Here is a 20,374-nt window from a genome sequence, read left to right as displayed (position 1 = left end):
CGAGCGCCTGCGCGCGGCCGGCGCCCGCGTGCAGGGCGTGTTCGGCAACCTCAAGTTCGACGTGGTGCCCGACGCCGCCCAACTGGCGCAAGGCCGCCAATGGCGCGACGCCACCGGCCGCCGCGTGGTCCTATTGGCCAGCAGTCGCGAGGGCGAGGAAGCGATGTGGCTGGAGGCCTTGCAGTCAAAACGGCCTCCAGCACAAATAACACTAGGGCATTCTGCTATCAATTCGGGAGCATCCGTCGCAGAAGCATCGGCAGCAGCCCTGCCCGTGCAGTGGCTGGTGGTGCCACGCCACCCCCAGCGCTTCGCCCAGGTGCGGGAGCTGATCGAGGCCGCCGGCCTGACCGTGTCGCCCCGCAGCACCTGGGGCGCCGCACCCGGCACCGCCGACGTGTGGCTGGGCGACTCGCTGGGCGAGATGGCGCTGTACTACGGCCTCTCGCACGCGGCCCTGCTGGGCGGCAGCTACGCGCCGCTGGGCGGCCAGAACCTGATCGAGGCGGCAGCCTGCGGCTGCCCGGTGGTGACGGGGCCACACACGTTCAACTTTGCCGAGGCGGCACGGTTGGCTTGCGAAGCGGGGGCGGCGCTGCGGGTGAAGGACATGGCCGAGGGGGTGGGTGTGGCGGAGGCGCTGGTGGGGGATGGGCCGAGGCTGGAGGAAGTGCAGGGCAGGGCGGTGGCGTTTACCAGCGCGCACCGGGGGGCGGCGTTGGCGACGGCGCTGGCTGTGGCGCAGATGTTGCGGGTGCAGGTGGGGGGCTCGGGGGACTTCAGGCCATCAAGTCCTGTGGGCGCTGTGGATTCCCAATGAAAAAGCCAAAGCAGGTGGCAGTCTACTCGCTGCTCTACAGCGGTTTCCACAGATTTGGGAAGTCGGCTGCCGGCCATGACCAGTTGTCTGGTGCAAGTGCAATAACTTGCGATCCATCAATACAAATTCTCTACTTCTTCAAATGCCAACGCGGACATTGCCCGTAATTGCTTGCCAAGTTATGGAAGAGAGCGGCGAGACAACACCATTGCCTTGGCGAACGTGTCCGAAGCTCAACTCAGTGGGTTGAGCCCAAGGCAGATCGTTGGTCAGTTGATTCACCCATCGACAACGGATGTGATCGAGTCGACGAACTTTATGAGGAATCCCGCGTTCGTCGAGTTCATGCATGACGTTATTCGAAGGCATGGCCCGAGCCTTCCAGGCCTTCAAGCGGCTGCTAGGAGCCAATTAGAGGGACACGTGTTCATCATTGATGGGCGGACACAATCTCCTGAATGCCCAATACCACCCGAGGACATCGTCGGTGGATTTCAAGTGCACAAAGGCTTATTGGACGAGTCAACCTATTCTGCGAATCCCAACCACCGACTACTGTCGGATCGGGGATTTGCACAAACTGGACTCCCACCTTATGGAACTCTTGCAAGCTGAAGTTAGCCAACCTCCCTTTCAGCCTGCAAGACCGACTCCAGTTGGGATAGAGAAGCCTTGGTACCAATTCTGGTAGTTCGACAAATGCAGCCGGCCCGCAGCAGACCTTACTGTCAATGAATCCACTGCGTTGGCTGTTGAGCCTCAGTGCCCTAGCCGCAAAACGTCGGTGTGGGAAAGGTGCAAACCTGTGGGGCACGGGCGGGGCGGTAAATGATCCTCAAGAGTTTGCGCCAGTGGAAATCGATGGATCGATACTTCTTCTTGAGACAACAAGAGAGATTGAGATTTGGACACTTCTGTTGGTCGATAGATGTCGATTCGCCCGCGCAACTCGTTCGGCTGACGGCACTGTCACGAAGCTCACAGTGTTTGAGTGCCGATTGCGAAACGAAGGAAGCGCCGAGCTGCAACTGTGGGAAGGTCCGTCTCTTGTAGGTTCACTGGCTGATGCTCAAGCGCTAGGAAAATCGCTTCTAGACCATTCCGACACGTAGTTTCCATGCCTGGTTTGGGTAGAGGGCGACCTGCCGCCTTGGGCCCTGAGCGTCCTGCCGTGTAGGACAGAAGTCGGGCAGAAGCGGTCACTTCCGAATGGCAGCTTTGGCATAGCCAACTGTCCGGCCTATAGGCCGCGCAGGTGCAATCCTCGAAGGGTTCGCGCCACTGGAGTGGTGGAGCAGCGTGAGGAGCAAGTAGCGTCGCCGATTACTTTACCGTGCTCGGATCGATCCATTTTCGATGGTGTTGTGCGAGTTCTGATATCGCATTTCAGTACGGTATGATGATTCGCGCGAGGTTAGGGGCGCACGGGCGTTCTGTCTGTGATGAGGAGGAAATAGGTTAATGAATAACGTTATCGGTCGAATATTGACTGGCATCTGCGGCGGTCTTGTGACAGCCGCAATCAATCATTGGAACTCCCTGCAAGGATGGGCCTACAGTGGCTCAATCGTGGTAGGTTTTGCTGTGTTCTTCAGTGCTGCGGTCCTGTTTGAGCGTCGCACTGCGAAGAAGTCCGCCGTCTTAGTGAACGGCATTGGCAGCCACAACGAAACTCAGGGTAAACAGCAAATTGAAATTGCCTCGACAGCGATTCCAACTGGCCCCAGAGCTATCGGCTCCGGCAATAAAGCCACTGGTGACCAGACCATCAAGATCGGCTGACTGCCAAGTTCGTAGTATGGCTATACATATCGACTGGCGCCGCCAGTTCAGTAAACTGCGACCATATCTTGATGGGAAGGGCGGTGTCGTAAACGTGCGCTACCGAGGCGCGAGTTGCGGGGCCAATGCGTTTCTCACAATACTCAAGTCGGACTTCGAAAGTCGCCCTCATACAGCGAAGCCTCTCGGGGTCTCGATTCGGCTCGACCCCGCGAACTACAAGGTGCGCTATCTCGCGGGCATCCGGAGCGAGTTCGCTCGTATCCTGAACAAGCAGCCGCTGATGAAGCCAATGCCGGCGAGCATGTTTGTCGAGGCGGAGACGGTGTTGTCCAACAACACCGCCGGAGGCGACCAGCATATCGAAGCCAACTTCTATTTCGACGGCGATTCCGACCGGATTGCTGAGCGCAACGAGTGGGTTTCGCTACTGGTGTCCGAATTGAGCGAGCATCTGAAGACGAAGCGTTTCATGATGGTCTTGCTCGGAGGATCTTCCGAAGATCAGGCCGAGTTTTGGTCGAGCATCTGGATCAGGGCCAACGACTTGACTTCGGACGGACTCTTACTAGTGCGGATGATCGATGACGAAATGGGGGACATCACTCGTGACCTTCGCGAGTGTGAGTATGACTGCGAGGTGACGCTAGCCCCGTTGCTGGACGGAAAAGATGTAGAGCATGCAATCGAGGATGTGACTGCATTGATTTCAGACAAAGTTCCTGGTAATGATGCAGTCAGCAACGCGAATGTTGCGAAGGGCTATGTGTTGAGCAATAAGCACGACGTTAGCGCGCTTCACAATCGCCTCTTGAGATTCATTGCCGACCTCCAGGAATACTGATGTCCACGGTTGATGCGCTCCAATTTCTCGAAGGCGCCCCTCTCAGACTGCGGCGCCTCATGCAGGCACTCAGCGCTGCCGAAAGCCTTACCGACGATGTAGCCCGGCGGTTGCTTGAGGTACAAGGCATTTCTGAGGCTTCCGCAGACACTTTCCTAGAATTGCTGCATTGCGCTGACTACATCGTGCCACGCAACAGCGAGTGGCACTTCACTGCCGACGTGCGTACGGCGCTCCGACAATCGGCCCGCGAGGACAAGGTGCCGCTGGAAGACGTCCATACGCTGTTGCTGGAAATCGGCAGGACTGGCAACCGAGCGGCGGCGGGCGATCTGATACCAGCTTACTTGTTCACCCGGGCCGGAATGGCTTATCACACGGGAGAACTGGGCTTTTCCGAAGAAGCCCTGCAGGAGTATGCCCGCGTCGCCAACGTTTCCGACAACGGGGAGCTATGGCTAGCCGGCTCACTGTCGCAAGAGCAACAGCGCATGGGTACTCTCGCTGCGGATGCCATCGAGCCAACTTTCCTGCGCGCCTTGTCAGCGTATCGCGACCATGACAACGACCGAGCCTATCCGAACCTGCTGAGTGTCGCTGAATCTGGAAAGTCCAACGAACTTGTGGCGTGGGCCATGCAGCTTGCAGGCGAGATCGACATGCAGCGCGGCCACTTGGACGCTGCGCTTGATCGCTTGAACCAAGCGGTTGATCTCTTCGAAACACTTAGGTCTTGGAACAAATGCATCTGGGCATTAGCGTTGCGCGCGGAGATATTGCGCCAGCTCGGGAGCCATCTGGATGCCCTCACGGACCTCTGGCGCGCGATCTCTATGTGCGACGGAGACTGGCGAGCTCTGCTGCTTTGCCGGGTGGGGGTGATCGAGTACGAACGCCATCGCTTTGACAAAGCGTTGGTCGCACTTGACGAGGCGGAAGAGCATGCCCATCGTGTTCATGCGATCGTTCTAATCCAGCGAGCGGGCTTGAAACGTGAGCGCGGCGACCCCGCCGGGGCGCTGCGTGACCTTGATCGCGCCGTAGCGATTTCTCGGCAGGATAGTCGCTCCATCGCGCTAAACACTCGAGCGACCGTGCACTGGGAACTGGGGCAATGGAAGGAAGCGCGCGAGGATTTGGATCATGCGCTGCGTGTAGCACGTCCAGAGAATCGAGCGGTGATTCTAAATACGCGGTCGTGCGTGAAGCGCGACGAAGGCGATTTCATTGGATCACTGATGGACAACCGGGCGATTGGCGAACTGCCGCCAAGGTTGAGACGCTCGATCAAAATGGATCTCGTCCAGGCGCGCAGCAAACGTGTTCAGAAGGCCCTCGAGGCTCTGCATCGCGCTCAGGCTGCGAACGATTCCGACAGGTTTTGGTTCAAGCATTTTTTCTCGATGGCCCGGGCAAGCACTCAGGTGCGAGCTTGGTATCGCGTCGTAAAGTTGATGCAGCGCGCATTGGAATTTGCGCATACTGACGCCGAACGCGCAAAGTGTCTCCGCGGTATTGGTCTCGCCTACGAGAAGACCATCGACGGAAAGGTGCGAGCGATTGAGCCTCTGCGGCGGGCCATCGAACTCATGCCGGACGACAGCGCTGCGCTGGCAACAATGGGTCGAGTGCTAGACGGCCAGGGGTGGCCTCTCGTCGAGGTTGAGCCGTACTTTTTGCGAGCCATTGAGGCTGACCGTGGGAACGAATGGGCCAGGTCTTGGTATGCACTAGCGCTGTCCCGAGCAGGGCGGCACGAGGAAGCTATCCTCTACGCGGCGGGTGCGCTGGGCGATCCTCCTCACGCTGTACGCCTTTTCAATCTGGCACTCGTACTAGATGCATCGCCGGAGCCAAACAATCGGCTCCGGGCCCTGCACTTCGCGCAGCAAGCCGAGAAGGTAGCCCAGCCCGGATTCGACGAACCGATGATTTTTCTCGAAAGACACGGCTTCAGCTAGGGCAGGTCTGCAAAACCTCGGGCGGTGCCTTGCTGCTTGCCTCGGCCTGAGTCGCAGCGATCCAGCCTGTGAAACAGATTAGCCAAGGCTCGATAACAAAAAAAGAACCATAGGCCCGAGTTCCTCGATGAGACCGAATACGTGGTTCAGAGGAATGTTCCACTACTGGTCGTTGAGTCATTTTGATCTGAGGAAAAAGATTGACGGCTACCGTTCGACTACGCATCCTCTATCTCCGGCCCAATAGCCGCAGTCTCTCTTTTCGTCGACGACGGCTTTAGGTCATCAGATTTTGAATAGTGACAGACCGTGACGGGCCCGTAGCTGCCCGCCACGACTGGTCTTTTCCAGCATTGCTCGGCCCACATGCTGAGTTGACTCATTCCTCAATTCGCCCCAGGGCATGTCAGATTGCCTGAAATACTGTTTTTAAGTACAGTACTTCAAAGGTGTTCCCTCATCCTTCGCGGTGCTAATGACCTACACGGCTCGAAGCGCCCACGAGGCGTGAGCCACCCCCGTGCCTCGGCCAGCCCCCCCCATTCACAGGCCGACACACGTTCCACTCATCAGCGAAGCCAGCCGACCGGTCCCCTGGCTCCGCATCCATCGCCCGCCGCCTCACACCTGCCAAGGGGTACGCACGCTGGCCAGGCAACCCTTTCAGGAGGCAAAGCAATGCGAGTCAAATTCATGGGATTCCGGTTTGTCCTTCAACCGCAAGGCCCCCTGTCGCTGGAGACCTTCGCGCAGGCCCTTTCCGCCCGGGGCTACGACCCCAGCGCGCCCGCGGATGGGCAGCGCCTGTTCTTCCTGAACGATTCGGCGGACCCCGACTACCACGTGGGCGTGGTCATCACCGTCAAGGACCACAAGACCTATTGCGAACTGGTGCGCGCGCCCACCAACATCCTGGTGCGTGTGGCGCAGGTGCGCCGCGATGCCAGTCTGATGGATTTCAACTTCTTCGTGCTGCACAAGCGCACGGGGGCGGGCATGTACCAGTACTACCACCACTCCTGCAGCGTGAGCACCTTCTGCCACCTGGCCGGCACCCATTTCAACCAGTACAAGGAGCAGGCGATCGCCGAGAAAATCGCGGCGGCTGGTGGCAGTGAGTTGACCGAGGCGCGGCGCGTCAAAATCCGACGCGAGCACAATGCCCGCTTCTCCTGGGAAGTGCTGGTGCGGCAAGAGGCGCTGCAGTCCATGATCGAAGAACTGGAGAAGGTGAAGAGTTTCGAATACGTGGTCGCCACGCCCGAGGTGCCGCAGGCGCAGTTCAAGGCCCACACGGCCTACATCAAGAACCGCTCCAGCAAGATCACCTTCGTGGCGGGCACGCCCGGCAAAATGCTGGCGGCGGCCATCCAGGCGTGCGTGAGGGCGGAGCGCCCCCAGCGCGGCCGCATCGAAGGGGTGGATGCCCATGGCGTCGAGAAAGTGATTTCCATCTTGGACAACCCGGAAAATTTCGGCGAATACGACTATGACCAGCTGGCCTCCAGGCTCGACCAGCTGGACGTGACACGCTTTTCCACCGCCTGGGTGGTCGAGGAGCTGCTGCGGCAGTGCCGCGAGCACCGCCACATTTTCGAGATGCCGATGCGATGAGGCGGTATGTGCTCCAGGCGCTGCTGTTCTCGGCCGCCGTGGTGGCCGGTGTGGTCTTTGGGGTGCCCGACGCCGATGGGGCCATGCAGTTCTATGGCGAGAAGATCCGCGCCAGCCTGTTCACGGGCCTGCTCACCACTGGCAGCTTCCTGCTGTCGCTCAAGATCTTCATCGTGGTCAAGTTCAAGGAGACGGTGTTCGACACGCCGGGCTACCGCGAGCTGTTCGCGCAGCTGAAAAAGATCGACCCGCGCATCCGGCGCTATGCGCAGGTCCGCAATGTGAGCAACCTGATTTTTGCGTCCATCGTCTCGGCGCTCATCGGGGCGGCGGCGCAGGTCACGCTGGGCCTGTTGGACGTTTTTGCCTGCTTCCTGGCCTGCGTGGCGATCGCCGCGTTCGCCGGGGCCATGCTGTTCCAGACACTGTGGCTGGTGCACGCGATCATCTCGGACTGGCTGGACCGCACGGAGGACCTGTAACGGCCGTTTGGACGGCTGCCAAGAGCCACGGCGCGTGCCTGGCGGCGCACATTACCCAGCGCCGGGGCGCCCACGGTGGCCGCGATGCCGCAAAATGCCAGCCACTGGCGCCCATTCGTCCGTCCTGGCCGACCGATGCGATGGATTGCCTGCCTGTCTGCTTGCCCGCTGCCTGCTTGCCATGATCGAAAAACACTACCTCACCCCGCTCTTCGCCCCCAGCTCCATCGTGGTGCTGGCCGGCCGGGCCGATGCGCCCGAGTCGCTCACGCCGTGCGCCCGCGCGCTGCACACCGCGCTGCGGGCGCAGCACTTCAGCGGCACGCTGCAGTTCCTGGACATCCACACCAGCGGCACGCTGGCCGATCTGGCGCAGACACGCGCGGACCTGGCCCTGATCGCGCTGCCGCCCGAGGATGTGGTGGCGGCGCTGGAGGTGGCCGGGCGGATCGGCTGCCGCGCCGCGCTGGTGATGTCGCACGGCACGGACGCTGATCAGGCGGCGCGGCTCAAGCACATCGCCCGGCGCGAGGGCATGCACCTGCTGGGCCCCAACTCGCTGGGCCTGCAGCGCCCGCACCTGCAGCTCAATGCCAGCGCGGCCGGCCCGCTGGCGCGGGAGGGGTCACTGGCGCTGGTGTGCCAGTCGGGAGCACTCACCGCGTCCATCCTGGACTGGGGCACCAAGAACGCGGTGGGCTTTTCCACGGTGGTGTCGCTGGGGCCGAACACCGACGTGGACATCGCCCAGGTGCTGGACTTTCTGGCCAACGACGCGCGCACGCAGAGCATCGTGGTGTACATGGAAGGCATCTCCAGCGCGCGCCGCTTCATGAGCGCGCTGCGCTCGGCGGCCAACGCCAAGCCGGTGGTGGTGCTCAAGGCCGGGCGCAAGCCGGCGGGCAACGAGGCGGCGCACACGCACAGCGGCGCCATCGTGGGCAGCGACGACGTGTTCGACGCGGCCCTGCGCCGCGCGGGCGCGGTGCGGGTGCGGTCGTTCGTGGAGCTGTTCTCCGCCGCCAAGTGCCTGGCCTCGCGCTACCGGCCGGTGGGCCGGCGGCTGGCCATCGTCACCAACGGCGGCGGGCCGGGCGTGCTGGCGGCCGACTGGGTGAACGAGATCCTGCTGCAGCTGGGCCGCCTGTCCCCAGCCTCGGCCGAGGCGCTGGCCCCGCAGCTGCCGCCGCTGGCGTCCCTGGCCGATCTGATCGACGTGTCGGAAGAGGCGGGACCGGAGCATTTTCGGCGTGCGGTCGAGGCGGCCGAGAAGGACCGCCAGATCGACGGCGTGCTCGCCATCTATTCGCCCAAGCCGGGCACCGATGCCGCCGCGGTCGCCACCGCGCTGGCCGAGACCAAGCGCCTGATGGGCAAGCCGCTGCTGGCGTGCTGGATGGGCGATGCCTCGGTGGGCCCGGCGCGCGAAGTGCTGCGCGCGGCCGCCATTCCCAGCTTCCGCACGCCCGAGGCGGCCGTGGGGGCCTTCGGCAATATTGCTTCGTTCTACCAGAACCAGCAGTTGCTGCAGCAGACGCCGCCGCCGCTCACCTCGCTGGCCAAGCCCGACATCGAGGGCGCGCGGCTGATGATCGAAAGCGTGCTGGCTGAGCGCCGGCATGTGCTGACCGAGATGGAGTCCAAGACGCTGCTGGCTGCGTTCAACGTGCCGGTGACCAAGACGCTGCTGGCGCGCAGCGCGCACGAGGCGATGATGATCGCCACGCAGCTGGGCTTTCCGGTGGCGCTCAAGATCGATTCGCCCGACGTGAGCCACAAGTCCGACGTGGGCGGCGTGGCGCTCGACATCCACACCGGGGCGGCGGCGCGCGATGCCTATACCGACATGGTGCAGCGCGTGGCCCGCCTGCAACCGGGCGCGCGCATCCAGGGCGTGACGGTGCAGAAGATGGCGCGCGCCCGGCGCGGGCGCGAGATCTGCATCGGCCTGGTGACGGACGACCCGTTCGGCCCGGTGATCACCTTCGGCGCGGGCGGCACGATGATCGAGCTGATCGACGACCGCGCCATGGAGCTGCCACCGCTCAACCAGTTCCTGGCGCGCCGGCTCGTCGAGCGCTCGCGCGTGGCCGAAACGCTGGGCGAGTGGCGAGGCGCCAGCGCGGCCAACCGCGAGGCGCTGGAGCAGGTGCTGCTGCGCGTGTCCGAAATGGTGTGCGCGCTGCCGCAATTGCGCGAGATGGACATCAATCCGCTGATCGTGGACGAGCAGGGCGCCGTCGCCGTGGACGCCCGCATCGTGGTCGGCCACGCCGCGCAGTCCATGGGCGGGCGCAGCGAGCATTACAGCCACCTGTCCATCCTGCCGTACCCGGCGCGCTACGAGCAGGTGTGGCCCCTGCGCGGCGGCGGCGAATACCTGGTGCGCCCGGTGCGGCCCGACGACGCGCAGATGCTGCAAAAGCTGGTCAAGGAACTGTCGCCCGAGAGCCGGTACTTTCGCTTCATCTCGCAGATCGCCGAGCTGCCGGCCTCGATGCTGGCGCGCTTCACGCTCATCGACTACGACCGCGAGATGGCGCTGGTGGCGGTGTACCGCGAACGCAGCGCGGGCGAGGACGGCGAGATCATCGGCACCGAGCGCATCGTGGGCGTGTCGCGCTACGTGACCAACCCCGACCAGTCCAGCTGCGAGTTCGCGCTGGTGGTGGCCGACGACTTCAACGGCCGCGGCCTGGGATCGCGCCTGATGCTCAGCATCATGGACGTGGCCCGCGACCGCGGACTGTCCGAGGTCGACGGGCTGGTGCTGGCCAACAACCCCAGCATGCTCAAGCTGATGCGGCGCCTGGGCTTCGAGGTGAAGGCGTACCCGGACGATCCGGATTTCAAGCTGGTGACGCACCAGCTTTGAGGCACGCCGGCAGCGCCAGCGTGCCTCTCCGCATCACAGGGCCGGACGGGGCAGCGCCGGCCCGCACGCTGCCCGTCCCGCCCCGCGCTCTGGTGGTTCTGCCGGCCCCAGGCGATCAGGATCCGCATGGGCTGCAGAAACGAATGTCCCAACGGCGTGACCGCATCGTCGACCCGGGAATCAGCGCTTTCAGCGCGCTGCAGCGCAAGGTACCGCCGGCTCCCTGCTTGTTCCGCAAGAGCGGACCGGCGAACATCGCAGCACCCGGGCGGCACCCGGCTCCCGGAGTTTTGCGATTGGCCCATGGCCCGTCCCTTCTCGCAACCCGTTACCCCAACCGATCCATGAAAACACAGCTCACCCACCTTCTGCTGGCGCTCGCCGCCTCCCTGCCGCTGGCGGCCGTGGCGCAGGTGCCCGTTCAGCCCGCGGCCGACCAGGCGCCGTTGCTGGCAAGCGCGGACCCGGCACTGCGCGCCAACAAGCGGTTGGTCTACGACTTCTGGCGCGAGGTGTTCGAGGCCGGGCAAGTGGCCCAGGCCGAGAAATACGTGGCCGAGTCGTATATCCAGCACAACCCGAACGTGCCCACCGGCCGCTCGGCCATGGTGGGTTTCATCCAGCGACGGAACCCCACGCCGAAGCCCGTGGAGGATCGCATCAAGGCGCCGCTGGTCTCGATCGTCGCCGAACGCGACATGGTCATCCTGAGTTTCGTGCGCGAGTACGCCGAGCCGAAGGACCCGACGCGCCAGTACACCACCACCTGGTTCGACATGTTCCGCATCGAGAACGGCAAGATCGCCGAGCACTGGGATGGCGCGGTGAAGCCGTCAAACCCCTGAGAGGCGGCAGCAGGGGGCAGGGGCCCGACCGTCGGCGCACCTGCTGGGTCCGGGAGATGCATTCGCCATGCAGCGCATCGGTTCGCGCCGGCGCGGATGGCACCGGCCTGGCTGGGTTGTAGTCAAGGCCCCTGCCGCATCCCCTCCGCACGCTCCCCCTCCATGATCTCTCATCCGCTCTCTGCAAGCCCCCAACGCAGTGTGGCGGAGAACCGAGAATCCGCCAGCCAGGCGACCCCGCCCCCCGCGAACCCGGGCACTCCTGCCCCCGGGGCCAGCCACCCGTCGCTCCTGCTGGAGCGGAGGCGGCGGACACTGGGCGAGCGGGCCAGCGAAGGACTGCGGTTCAATGCGCAGCTTCCCGCGCTGGGCGACCGCATGGCCGGGTGGTTCAGTCCCCGCTCCTTGCCGGGGGTCGGCAGCCCGTTGTCGACGCCCCGGTCCAGCCCGGGCGCGAGAGCGTTCTCCAGCCCGCCTTCGATCCTCACGGCCCTCCTGGACCCGCCCACGCCGGTGGCGAGGCACCGGGCGTCCGATTCCTGGAATGCTGCCCTGGCCCTGGGCCAGGAGAGACGGCTCCAGAGCGTGATGCGCTCGACCAGCCCGGGCGTGGTGCTCAGCCCGCGCCTGGTGCGCAAGCTCAGCCAGCAGTGCAGCGCGCCGGACCTGGTGGAAAGACTCGCGGCGATGAAACCGGGCGCGGCGGACATCGGCAACGGCTTCACCGCCGTCGCGCTGGAGTCTTCCGGCGACGGCACTTCCCATGCCGCACAGGGCCTGCGGCGACTGGGCGCAGGCGCCGCAGGCACGGCCTACGCGGTGCGGCTGTCCGAGAACTTCTGGCGCGATGGCAGGGATTGCGGGCGGGATTTCGTGTTCAAGGCCATGCTGAGCACCGATCCTGCCAACCCTGCCTCCCGCACGCTGTACGACACGCTGGAGGAGGGCACGGACCCGACCGATGCCATCGCGCAGGAAAAGGCCAAGATCCACAAGGAATACCAGGTGGCGGCGGCGCTCGGCGAAACCGCCCAGGTCATGCGGGTCTATGGCCTGGTCCAGATCGGCAGCCTGTTCGGGATCCTGGCGGAGAAGATCGAAGGCCCCAAGGTCAGCCAGGTGATCGACTTGTCCCGCCAGGCGCTGAACCAGGGGGACATCAAGCCGCTGGAGTACCTGGCCCTGGCCTGGGAAATGGTGGCCGACGTGCTCATTGGCGCCTCGCGTTTTGCCGACGAGGGGGTGGTGCACCAGGACATTTCGCACAACAACGTGCTCTACGACGAGCGCCAGAAGATGTTCCGGCTGATCGACATGGGCCTGGGGGTCGAGAAGGGCGAGCCCCTGCGCATGGGCACCTGGGGATACGTCGAAATGCGTGCCTCGGCCAGCCACCACAAGCGCGACGTCTACAGCGTGGCCCAGTTGCTCGTGCATTTCCTGAAATCGCCGGACTTCCCCATGGGCCTGATCGGCATCAGCAGCGCGTCTTCGGTAGAGACCTTTCCGTTCATGGATGCGTTGAGGACTTTGCCGGTAAAAAGCAAGGAGGACATCGTGCAGTTCTTCAACCGTATGGTCAACAGGCGGCTGGACGAGCGCGCCAGTGCAGAAGAACTGCTGCGTGCCCCGATTTTCAGCGAACTGCCGCCACGAGACGAGGTCCATGCCATCTATCAGCGATCGAAGCGCGCGGCTTGAAAGCACACTGCCGAAAGCATTTCGGAAGATTCACTGCGCCAACGTGGGCCCGATACGGGATGGGATGGCCTCCGGTCATGGCACTGTGGTGCACCGGCGGCGGCTGGCCAGCTGGCTGCCTGCCCGCCATGTCTGCAATTGCTCCGGCACCCCGTGCAGACGCTGGCTGCAGTACACGTCCAGCCAGCTTAGATGCGAATCGGAGGCAAAGATGGCAACCCCTTCCTCGCGCTGCAGCAGGCTGACGAAACCGCGTCCGGCCTGGTCCTCCTGCCGAGCGACGGTATCGGGAACCAAGGTGAACGCACCCAGCGAATACACCCGGTATCGCTCACGCACGGCGGCAGTGCTGAACGGCGGGTAGACCGCCTCGAACGGGAAGGCGGCGCCCCAGACCACAATCGATCCCGACGGCAGCGAATCCAGTTCTCTGCGCGCCTGTTCGTCCTTGTGCTGCAAGGCTTGCCAAAAGCCGACGGCCATCCAGGCGCCCACCATAGCAGCCACCATCACCGTGGCGAAGACGACGGGGCGCCGTCGATGGCGCCCACCACCGTTGAAGAGCAACGGCGCGACGGTCAGCAGGGCCATCAGCGGCACATACACGCGCAGGACGCCAGGCCGGCCGAGCAGCCCCATCATGAACACGGCAGCGATGCACAGCAACCAGGTCGCGGCCACCTTGCGATTCGGCAGCAGCAGGCCGAGCAAGAACGCTGCGGCCAGCGAGACCCGAAGATCCGGCTGCCACAGCGCGCGAACCCCTTCCCAGCCCGAGGCCAGCGCGTCGGTGCGCAGTGCCAAAAAGCCGACATCGGCCAGCATCGCCTTCAAGGCCATGGGATCGGCCAGGCGTGGGTCGGAGAAGAACCAGTTGCCTACCAAGGCCAGGTCGTTGGCCGTGTAGCCGTGCCGGCCCAGGATCTCGGGACGGGTGATGAGATGTTGTCCGGCGCCGAAATCGGTGAATGCCGCCCGCACCAGGTTCAGGTCGTTGAAATCCTTCCACTCCGGCGCCCTGTAGGCCTGCCAGTCCAGCCATGCGGCAGCCAGCAGGGCCAGGGCGAGCACGGCGAAAGCCCAGCGTGGCGCGTGGCCTCGTGCCAGCGCACGCCAGGGCAACAGGGGCAAGGCGACCAGCATGACCAGCATGCATTCATGGCTGCGCACCATGGCGCTGAGAAACAGCAGGCCGACGCTCAGCCACAGCACCGGCATCTGTCTCGCCTGGGCGAAAACGTTCAAGCAGATGACGGCGGCAACCGCCATCAAGCCCGCGTTGACCGTGAACTGGGGGAGCAGCAACGGCCGGACCAGCAGGAAAACGACCACGCTTCCCCCCAGCAACCAGCCGTGTCCGAGGCTCCGCAGGCCGTAGAGCACAGCCGTGCCGACCGCAACGAGAACCGCGAACGTCGCCACCACATAGCCGCTGATGCCGCCCAGCGAAGGGATGAGGCGCACGATGTGGCCCCAGACCACATTGGAAAAAATCAGGTTCGGCGAGCCGCTGGCGGCCATGCCGTAGCCGTGCGCCACCATCGCCATGCCGACGTCGTCATTGGTCTCCCAGCGTGGGGGATGGGTGGCGCACAGTGCCAGCACCGCCAGGGACACGGCCAGCAACGCGCCCAGCCACCAGCGGTGTGCGACGGGGAGCGGCTCAGCCACGGGCTTCGTTCGGCACGCACCAAGGCGTCCGTGGTGTGCCGGACAGCTGATCGCCCGGTGAACGCAGATGCAGACCTTTCAAACGCCGGGGATGCACCCATGGTGTGTTCCGCCAGGCACGTTGTCGATGCGCAGCGCGGCCGGTGCCACAGCACGCGGCGCTGGGTCGAAGCAGAAAAGTCATATTTTCTCAATGGTGGGGGCGGCACCGCCGATGCCTTCGAACGCCAATGTCCCAGACTCGGCAGCTGCCTTTCAACAGTCGCAATCGCAGGATGCAGACGGTGGACGGGCCAAGGGCCGGCAGCCTCTCAGCGCACCGTCAGCGCGTCGATGGCCAGCAGATCGTCCTGCGACAGCGTGCCCGCCGCCTGGCGCAGCTTGAGCGTGCCCAGCAGCACGTTGTAGCGGGCCTGGGCGAGGTCGCGCTTGGTCTGGTAGAGCTGGCTTTGGGAGTTGAGCACGTCGATGTTGATGCGCACGCCCACCTGGTAGCCCAGCTGGTTGGCCTCCAGCGCGCTCTGGCTGGAGGCCTCGGCCGCCTCGAGGGCGCGCACCTGGCCCTGGCCGGACTGCACGCCGTAGAACGCGGCGCGCGTGGCCTGCGCCACGGTGCGGCGGGCATTGTCCAGGTCGGCCAGCGCCTTGTCTTCGAGCGACAGGGTTTCCTTCACGCGGTTCTGCACGGCAAAGCCTGCGAACAGCGGCAGCGTGAGCTGCACGCCCACGGTGGTGTTGTTGGTGCGGGAGTTGACGTTGGGAATGGTCGGCGTGCCCTTGGGGTTGCGCGAGACGCTGTAGCCGGCCTGCAGGTCCACGGTGGGCAGGTGGCCGGTTTCGGCCTTCTTCGTCTCCAGGCGGGCCACGTCGAGCGCGATGGCGGCCTGGCGCACCTGCGGCTGCAGCTCTTCGGCCGAGCGCACCCAGGTGCCCACGTCGGCAGGGGCGACCTCGGGCAACCGCACGGGCTGGGCCAGCGGCTGCGGCGCCACGCCGGGGCGGCCCACCACCTGGTCGAGCGCCAGCTGCTTCACGCGCAGGTCGTTGTCGGCGGCGATCTCCTGGGCGACGACCAGATCGAAGCGCGCCTGCGCCTCGCGCGAATCGGTCACGGTGGAGGTGCCCACCTCGAAGTTGCGCTTGGCCGATGCCAGTTGCTCGGCCACGGCGGTTTTCTGGGCCTGCACGAAGGTGAGGGTGTCGCGCGCGGCCAGCACGTCGAAATACGCCTGGCTGACCCGCACGATGAGGTCCTGGGCCACGCCTTCGAGCTGGGCCTGCGCGATGTCGATGCCGCGCTGGCCCTGCTCGAAGGTGATGCGGTTGGCCGGGCGGAACAGCGGCTGCGAGGCGGTGAGGCCCACGCTCTGGCTGGGGGCGCTCAGGTCCACCGGCGGGCGGTTGACTTCCGTCTTGGCGTAGTTGGCCCCGGCGGAGAGGCCGGCGCTGGGCAGCAGCCCGGCCCGGGCCTGCTCGGCGCGGCTGCCGGCGGCGTCGTACTGCGCCTTGGCGGCCTGGAAGGGCGCGTCATAGCCGCGCGCCATCTCCACCAGTTGGGACAGGCTCTGGGCCTGCGCGCCGAAACTGGCGAGCGCAGCGGCCACGGCCAGGGACAAGGGAATGCACCGAAGCAAGGTCGTCATGAACGTCTTTCAGGAAAAGGAAGGCGTGGCGCCCCACGCTGCCGGGCCCGATGCCGCGGCCACGGGGATCGATCAGTACCGGGGGACCGCCGCGTCGCGCTCGTGCGACCAGGCATCGATGCCGCCGCTGATGTTGGCCACGCGGTCGAAGCCCTGCTGGTCGAGGTAGTTCGCCACGCGCAGGCTGCGCACGCCGTGGTGGCACAGGCAGGCGGTGGGGCGATCGCGGTCCAGTTCGGCCAGGCGCGTGGGCAGCTCGCCCATCGGGATGGCGGCCACATCGAACCCGTCCTCGGCGGCGACGCTCGCGGTCTGCAGCTCCCACGGCTCGCGCACGTCCAGCACCAGCGGGCGGGCACCGACGGGGGTGGCGGCGAGCCACTCGGTGAGCTGGGCGGGGCGGACGTGGTCGATCATGCGGATTCCTGAGAAAGACGAAAAGGGATCAGAAGGTGAAGCGCGATGGCTCGGGGAAGTGCAGCAGGCGCGGGGCGATGGTGTCCCACGGCTGCGTGGTCTCGAAACGGTCGCCGGTGCGGCGGACGATGGTGGCGCGCATCATCGGCTCCTGGCCGACGATGGCGGCGAGCCGGCCGCCTTCGCTCAACTGGGACAGCAGGGCCTGCGGCACCTCGCTCACCGAGCCGCTGAGCACGATCACGTCGAAGGGGCCTTGCGCCGCCGCGCCCTGGGCACCGTCGGCCTGGCGCACTTCGGCGTTCAGCACGCCGGCGCTGCGCAGGTTCTCACGGGCGAACTCGACCAGGTCCGGCTCGATCTCCAGCGCCAGCACCTGCGCGGCCCGGTGGGCCAGCAGGGCCGCCATATAGCCCGAGCCGGCGCCGATCTCCAGCACCCGGTCGGTCGGCTTGACCTGCAGGTCCTGCAGCAGGCGGGCTTCCACGCGCGGGGCCAGCATGCACTGGCCCAGGCGCTGGGCCAGCTCGTTGGAGGCATTGAGGGGGATCTCCATGTCCATGAACGCCATGCTGCGGTAGGCGGGCGGCACGAATTCCTCGCGGCGCACCACGGACAGCAGGTCCAGCACGTCGGTGTCCAGCACGTTCCACGGGCGGATCTGTTGCTCGATCATGTTGTAGCGGGCCTGCAGGATGGGATCGCTGATGTTGGCGGACGTGTTCAGGGGCATGTTCATGGGGTTACTCCGGGCGGGATCGTGGATCGGGTCAACCCTCGATTTTAGGGGCCGCGGGCGGCGCGGCCACCGGCACGGAGAGCCCGCACAGGAGGTTGTCCACCTGCGCGGCGATGAAGCGCTCGGGAGAGAGCCGCTCCAGGTCGGGCATGCAGGCCGTGGAGTGCTTCCACATCGTCATGAAGATGAGCGGCGCCAGCACGATGTGGATGCCGCAATCCATGTCGGGCACGCGGAACTCGCCCCGGTCCACGCCGCGCTGCAGGATGCGGCCGATGAGCCGCTGGCCGGGCTCGACGACCTCGCTGCGGTAGAACGCCACGATGTCGGGAAAGTTGTTGGATTCGCCAAGCATCAGCTTGGTGATGCCGGAGGCGGGTGTGGCGCCGATGCGTTCCCACCACAGCTGGTAGGCGTAGCGCAGCAGTTCGGCGGTGCTGTGGGGGTACTGGTCGATCTCCAGGTCCCACTCGGGGAAATGGCGGCCGATGCTCTGGCGCACGACTTCCTTGAAAAGGTCTTCCTTGCTCGGGAAGTACAGGAACAGCGTGCCCTTGGACACCCCGGCGCGGGCCGCGACCTCGTCCACCTTGGTGGCGGCGTAGCCCTTCTCGACGAAGAGTTCCAGCGCGGCGTCCAGCAGTTCGCCCGGCCGTGCCTCCTTGCGGCGCTCGCGCTTGGAGGCCTCGGTGGACGGCGGGGGGGCGGGGGAGGGAGACGAATTCATAATTAATGACTGACTGGTTAGTAATGTAGCAATCCCGCAGAGCAGCGTCAACGCGGCAGGACTTCCATAATGGCCCGATCGCCACTTCTTGCCTGTAAGACCATCCCATGACACTGCAAACCATCACCCTGGGCGGCGGCTGCTTCTGGTGCACCGAAGCCGTGTTCGACCGCGTTCGCGGCGTGACCGACGTGGAGAGCGGCTACGCCAACGGCCGCGCACCCAACCCCACGTACGAGGACGTCTGCACCGGCACCACCGGCCATGCCGAGGTGGTGCGGCTGACCTTCGACCCCGCGGTGATCGCGCTGCGCGACCTGCTGGAGATCTTCTTCGCCACGCACGACCCCACCACGCTGAACCGCCAGGGCAACGACGTGGGCACGCAGTACCGCAGCGGCATCTACACCGAAAACCCCGAGCACCAGGCCGAAGCCGAGGCGATGGTGCGGCAGATGTCGCAGGACCAGCTCTTCGGCGCCCCCATCGTGACCGAGGTGGTGCCGCTCAAGGGCTACTGGCCGGCCGAGGATTACCACCAGGACTATTTTCTCAACCACCCGGGCCAGGGCTATTGCGCCTTCGTGGTGGGGCCGAAGGTGGAGAAATTCCGCAAGACGTTCACGCGTTTCCTGAAGCCGGACTGATGCGGCGGCGCCAGCACGGCCCCTGGCGGGACACCATAGAATCAACCGAAAGTTACGTAATTAATCGGCAATATCCCGTTGTTTTTGTCTAGACTTCCGCCTGTCGAAACAAAACGAAGCGGAGGTCGAACCGTGTCGGCAGGTGCAGAGAATGAACCCCGGTGGCTGGACTATTGGCGGGAGAACATGGAGGCGCTCGGGATTCCCGTGCCCGCCACCGCGTTCCCGAACTACGCGTTGATCGTGGGCACCATCAAGACCCTGGTGGACGCCGCCCGGGTGCATGGGCCGCGGGTGACGGTGGGCGAGCTGATCGTCGCCGGCACGCTGCCCGAGCGCCTGGCCATGCTGGGGGCATTGGGCGTGGCCTACTTCGCCGGGGCGGCGGTGGGCAGCGCGGCCGTGGCCACCGGCCGGGTGATCTCGGGCGGCACCGGACTGTCGGACGTGCTGTTCTATGCGTCGCGCCACGGCTTTCTCAACCCGCAGGTGGGCACGGTGCTGCAGACCCACCCGCAGATCTACCAGCGCCAGCACGCGGGGCGGCTCACCCTGGCGCTGTCTCCGCAAAGCCTGTCTCGGCTGAGGTGAATCCCATGGCTCCATCCCCCTTCAAAGACGGAACGTACTTGCTGGTCACGGCATTGGCGTGCGCAGGCGCATCGTGGCTGGCATTCGCGTATTTCGGGGAGGCGGTGTTCTACGGACTCTTCGGCCTCTCCTGGCTGGCCCTCAGCCTGGACAACGTGCGGCTGCGGCGCCAGCTCCGGAAACTGCAGGACGGGCAGGCGCCGTAGCGGCCGGGTGGGGCAGGCGGGCAAACCGCCAGACCGCCGAATGGGAAGGGTGGCTCAGGGCAAAGCTGCCATAATGCAACCCGTTTGCGTTACCAAGCCATCCCCGGCGCCTTTTGCGCGCGCCGCCGGCCGCCCGCCATGCCCCGTTCTCCCCACTCCGATCCCTCCGCGCCCCGCGCCCTGCCGCCCGGTCTGCGTTCCACCCGCGCCACGCGCGCCCTGCTGGCGCTGATGTCCTCGCAGCCCTCCGTCGCGGTGTCCGGCGCGGAGGTGGAATCCGCCCTGGCACGCCGGGGCGTGGTGGTCAACCGCGTCACGGTCTACCGGCTGCTGGACCGGCTGGCCAGCGCCGGGCTGATGCGCCGGCACATCGATGCCCAGCGCGTGGCCCGCTACACCCTGGTGGGCCACAAGAGCGAGCCGGCCGCGCCGCATTTCGAGTGCAACGACTGCCACCGGCAGTTTCCCGTCACCGAAGGGGCGGCCCCGCTGCAGGCGGCCGCGCGCCAGATGCTGAAGGCCCTGGCCTCGGCCGGCCACGACCGCCTGGCGCTGGACGTCGCCGTGCGCGGCCGGTGCGCCGTGTGCGCGCAAACCGCGCACCCCGGGGACGGCGAGTGATCCGCACGCAGGCGCTGGCCTTCGCCCACGCCGGCACCGCACCGCTGCGGTTTCCCGATGTGGACCTGCCGCAGGGCGGCTGCCTGCTGCTGCAGGGCCGCTCCGGCTCGGGCAAATCGACCTGGCTGGCCCTGGTGGCCGGGCTGCGCCGCGCGAGCGCCGGCACGGTGGAGGTGGCGGGCCAGGCG

Annotated in this window: 20 protein-coding genes; 14 read left to right on the top strand and 6 right to left on the bottom strand. The window is 65.4% G+C overall.

The genetic code is table 11. The annotated features are described in order from the left end of the window. Positions 1 to 820: 3-deoxy-D-manno-octulosonic acid transferase (locus AC27IO_RS10420; protein ID WP_498738887.1), on the top strand; the 820-nt coding region annotated here is incomplete at its 5' end. 138 nt (positions 821 to 958) lie between these two features. Here the strand turns inward: AC27IO_RS10420 and AC27IO_RS10415 are convergent. Next, entirely contained in the window at positions 959 to 1,171 is a 213-nt protein-coding gene (locus AC27IO_RS10415) for a hypothetical protein (protein WP_498738885.1), read from the bottom strand. A gap of 1,110 nt (positions 1,172 to 2,281) precedes the next feature. On the opposite strand from AC27IO_RS10415, the gene AC27IO_RS10410 reads away from it, so the two are divergent. From AC27IO_RS10410 to xopAU, 8 genes are all read left to right on the top strand, one after another. Beyond that, entirely contained in the window at positions 2,282 to 2,602 is a 321-nt protein-coding gene (locus tag AC27IO_RS10410) for a hypothetical protein (protein WP_498738883.1), read from the top strand. Between the two features lie 223 nt (positions 2,603 to 2,825). Further along, complete coding sequence (locus tag AC27IO_RS10405) at positions 2,826 to 3,446, top strand: hypothetical protein (RefSeq protein WP_498738881.1); 621 nt, start codon at positions 2,826 to 2,828, stop codon at positions 3,444 to 3,446. Between the two features lie 59 nt (positions 3,447 to 3,505). Continuing rightward, positions 3,506 to 5,407: a tetratricopeptide repeat protein gene (locus tag AC27IO_RS10400; protein ID WP_498738879.1), complete on the top strand. Its 1,902-nt coding sequence runs from the start codon at positions 3,506 to 3,508 to the stop codon at positions 5,405 to 5,407. 678 nt (positions 5,408 to 6,085) lie between these two features. Continuing rightward, positions 6,086 to 7,021 carry a hypothetical protein gene (locus tag AC27IO_RS10395; protein WP_284428390.1) on the top strand — a complete coding sequence of 312 codons (936 nt, stop codon included), beginning with the start codon at positions 6,086 to 6,088 and terminating at the stop codon, positions 7,019 to 7,021. Beyond that, entirely contained in the window at positions 7,018 to 7,503 is a 486-nt protein-coding gene (locus tag AC27IO_RS10390; RefSeq protein WP_487114977.1) for a hypothetical protein, read from the top strand. Before AC27IO_RS10395 ends, AC27IO_RS10390 begins: the two co-directional genes overlap by 4 nt. Positions 7,504 to 7,684: 181 nt before the next feature. Further along, positions 7,685 to 10,378, top strand: coding sequence for a bifunctional acetate--CoA ligase family protein/GNAT family N-acetyltransferase (locus AC27IO_RS10385; protein WP_498738876.1), 2,694 nt, complete (start codon positions 7,685 to 7,687; stop codon positions 10,376 to 10,378). Positions 10,379 to 10,722: 344 nt separating this feature from the next. Continuing rightward, positions 10,723 to 11,223 carry a nuclear transport factor 2 family protein gene (locus AC27IO_RS10380; RefSeq protein ID WP_498738874.1) on the top strand — a complete coding sequence of 167 codons (501 nt, stop codon included), beginning with the start codon at positions 10,723 to 10,725 and terminating at the stop codon, positions 11,221 to 11,223. Positions 11,224 to 11,319: 96 nt separating this feature from the next. Beyond that, positions 11,320 to 12,924, top strand: coding sequence for a XopAU family type III secretion system effector serine/threonine kinase (xopAU, locus tag AC27IO_RS10375; RefSeq protein ID WP_498738872.1), 1,605 nt, complete (start codon positions 11,320 to 11,322; stop codon positions 12,922 to 12,924). Between the two features lie 75 nt (positions 12,925 to 12,999). On the opposite strand, the gene AC27IO_RS10370 is transcribed toward xopAU, so the two are convergent. The 5 genes from AC27IO_RS10370 to AC27IO_RS10350 all read right to left on the bottom strand — a co-directional run bounded on the left by AC27IO_RS10370 (position 13,000) and on the right by AC27IO_RS10350 (position 18,121). Continuing rightward, complete coding sequence (locus tag AC27IO_RS10370) at positions 13,000 to 14,550, bottom strand: hypothetical protein (protein ID WP_498738870.1); 1,551 nt, start codon at positions 14,548 to 14,550, stop codon at positions 13,000 to 13,002. 356 nt (positions 14,551 to 14,906) lie between these two features. Continuing rightward, positions 14,907 to 16,238 carry a TolC family outer membrane protein gene (locus AC27IO_RS10365; protein WP_487089862.1) on the bottom strand — a complete coding sequence of 444 codons (1,332 nt, stop codon included), beginning with the start codon at positions 16,236 to 16,238 and terminating at the stop codon, positions 14,907 to 14,909. Positions 16,239 to 16,310: 72 nt separating this feature from the next. Continuing rightward, complete coding sequence (locus AC27IO_RS10360; protein WP_284428383.1) at positions 16,311 to 16,655, bottom strand: rhodanese-like domain-containing protein; 345 nt, start codon at positions 16,653 to 16,655, stop codon at positions 16,311 to 16,313. A gap of 28 nt (positions 16,656 to 16,683) precedes the next feature. Then, a complete protein-coding gene (locus AC27IO_RS10355) occupies positions 16,684 to 17,394 on the bottom strand; it encodes a protein-L-isoaspartate O-methyltransferase family protein (protein WP_284428382.1) in 711 nt (236 codons plus the stop codon). 31 nt (positions 17,395 to 17,425) lie between these two features. Beyond that, positions 17,426 to 18,121, bottom strand: coding sequence for a TetR/AcrR family transcriptional regulator (locus AC27IO_RS10350; protein ID WP_284428381.1), 696 nt, complete (start codon positions 18,119 to 18,121; stop codon positions 17,426 to 17,428). A 107-nt stretch (positions 18,122 to 18,228) separates the two neighbouring features. Between AC27IO_RS10350 and msrA the strand changes: the two genes are divergently transcribed. From msrA to AC27IO_RS10325, 5 genes are all read left to right on the top strand, one after another. Beyond that, a complete protein-coding gene (gene msrA, locus AC27IO_RS10345) occupies positions 18,229 to 18,768 on the top strand; it encodes a peptide-methionine (S)-S-oxide reductase MsrA (RefSeq protein ID WP_498738867.1) in 540 nt (179 codons plus the stop codon). Between the two features lie 132 nt (positions 18,769 to 18,900). Beyond that, the gene (locus AC27IO_RS10340) at positions 18,901 to 19,359 is read left to right on the top strand and encodes a hypothetical protein (RefSeq protein ID WP_487089864.1); all 459 of its coding nucleotides are present in this window, start codon (positions 18,901 to 18,903) and stop codon (positions 19,357 to 19,359) included. 5 nt (positions 19,360 to 19,364) lie between these two features. After that, positions 19,365 to 19,565 (top strand): hypothetical protein, encoded by a 201-nt coding sequence (locus AC27IO_RS10335; RefSeq protein ID WP_317354990.1) that lies wholly within the window; start codon positions 19,365 to 19,367, stop codon positions 19,563 to 19,565. 138 nt (positions 19,566 to 19,703) lie between these two features. Beyond that, a complete protein-coding gene (locus AC27IO_RS10330) occupies positions 19,704 to 20,186 on the top strand; it encodes a Fur family transcriptional regulator (protein ID WP_317354991.1) in 483 nt (160 codons plus the stop codon). Further along, positions 20,183 to 20,374 (top strand): ATP-binding cassette domain-containing protein (locus AC27IO_RS10325; protein WP_498738865.1); only part of this gene is annotated, 192 nt, incomplete at its 3' end. The genes AC27IO_RS10330 and AC27IO_RS10325, both read left to right, overlap by 4 nt.

Source organism: Acidovorax sp. KNOB132 (genome assembly GCF_057541515.1).
Note: the sequence above shows the minus strand (reverse complement) of the source record. Positions and strands in the feature narration are given on the sequence as shown.

Bases quoted from the DNA above. Each gene is read 5' to 3' on its own strand.
- AC27IO_RS10400 (WP_498738879.1), top strand. From the start codon at position 3,506: ATGCAGGCACTCAGCGCTGCCGAAAGCCTTACCGACGATGTAGCCCGG.
- AC27IO_RS10395 (WP_284428390.1), top strand. From the start codon at position 6,086: ATGCGAGTCAAATTCATGGGATTCCGGTTTGTCCTTCAACCGCAAGGC.
- AC27IO_RS10350 (WP_284428381.1), bottom strand. From the start codon at position 18,121: ATGAATTCGTCTCCCTCCCCCGCCCCCCCGCCGTCCACCGAGGCCTCC.
- AC27IO_RS10330 (WP_317354991.1), top strand. From the start codon at position 19,704: ATGCCCCGTTCTCCCCACTCCGATCCCTCCGCGCCCCGCGCCCTGCCG.
- AC27IO_RS10360 (WP_284428383.1), bottom strand. From the start codon at position 16,655: ATGATCGACCACGTCCGCCCCGCCCAGCTCACCGAGTGGCTCGCCGCC.
- AC27IO_RS10355 (WP_284428382.1), bottom strand. From the start codon at position 17,394: ATGAACATGCCCCTGAACACGTCCGCCAACATCAGCGATCCCATCCTG.
- msrA (WP_498738867.1), top strand. From the start codon at position 18,229: ATGACACTGCAAACCATCACCCTGGGCGGCGGCTGCTTCTGGTGCACC.
- AC27IO_RS10335 (WP_317354990.1), top strand. From the start codon at position 19,365: ATGGCTCCATCCCCCTTCAAAGACGGAACGTACTTGCTGGTCACGGCA.
- xopAU (WP_498738872.1), top strand. From the start codon at position 11,320: ATGGCACCGGCCTGGCTGGGTTGTAGTCAAGGCCCCTGCCGCATCCCC.
- AC27IO_RS10390 (WP_487114977.1), top strand. From the start codon at position 7,018: ATGAGGCGGTATGTGCTCCAGGCGCTGCTGTTCTCGGCCGCCGTGGTG.
- AC27IO_RS10415 (WP_498738885.1), bottom strand. From the start codon at position 1,171: ATGCATGAACTCGACGAACGCGGGATTCCTCATAAAGTTCGTCGACTC.
- AC27IO_RS10365 (WP_487089862.1), bottom strand. From the start codon at position 16,238: ATGACGACCTTGCTTCGGTGCATTCCCTTGTCCCTGGCCGTGGCCGCT.
- AC27IO_RS10380 (WP_498738874.1), top strand. From the start codon at position 10,723: ATGAAAACACAGCTCACCCACCTTCTGCTGGCGCTCGCCGCCTCCCTG.
- AC27IO_RS10385 (WP_498738876.1), top strand. From the start codon at position 7,685: ATGATCGAAAAACACTACCTCACCCCGCTCTTCGCCCCCAGCTCCATC.
- AC27IO_RS10410 (WP_498738883.1), top strand. From the start codon at position 2,282: ATGAATAACGTTATCGGTCGAATATTGACTGGCATCTGCGGCGGTCTT.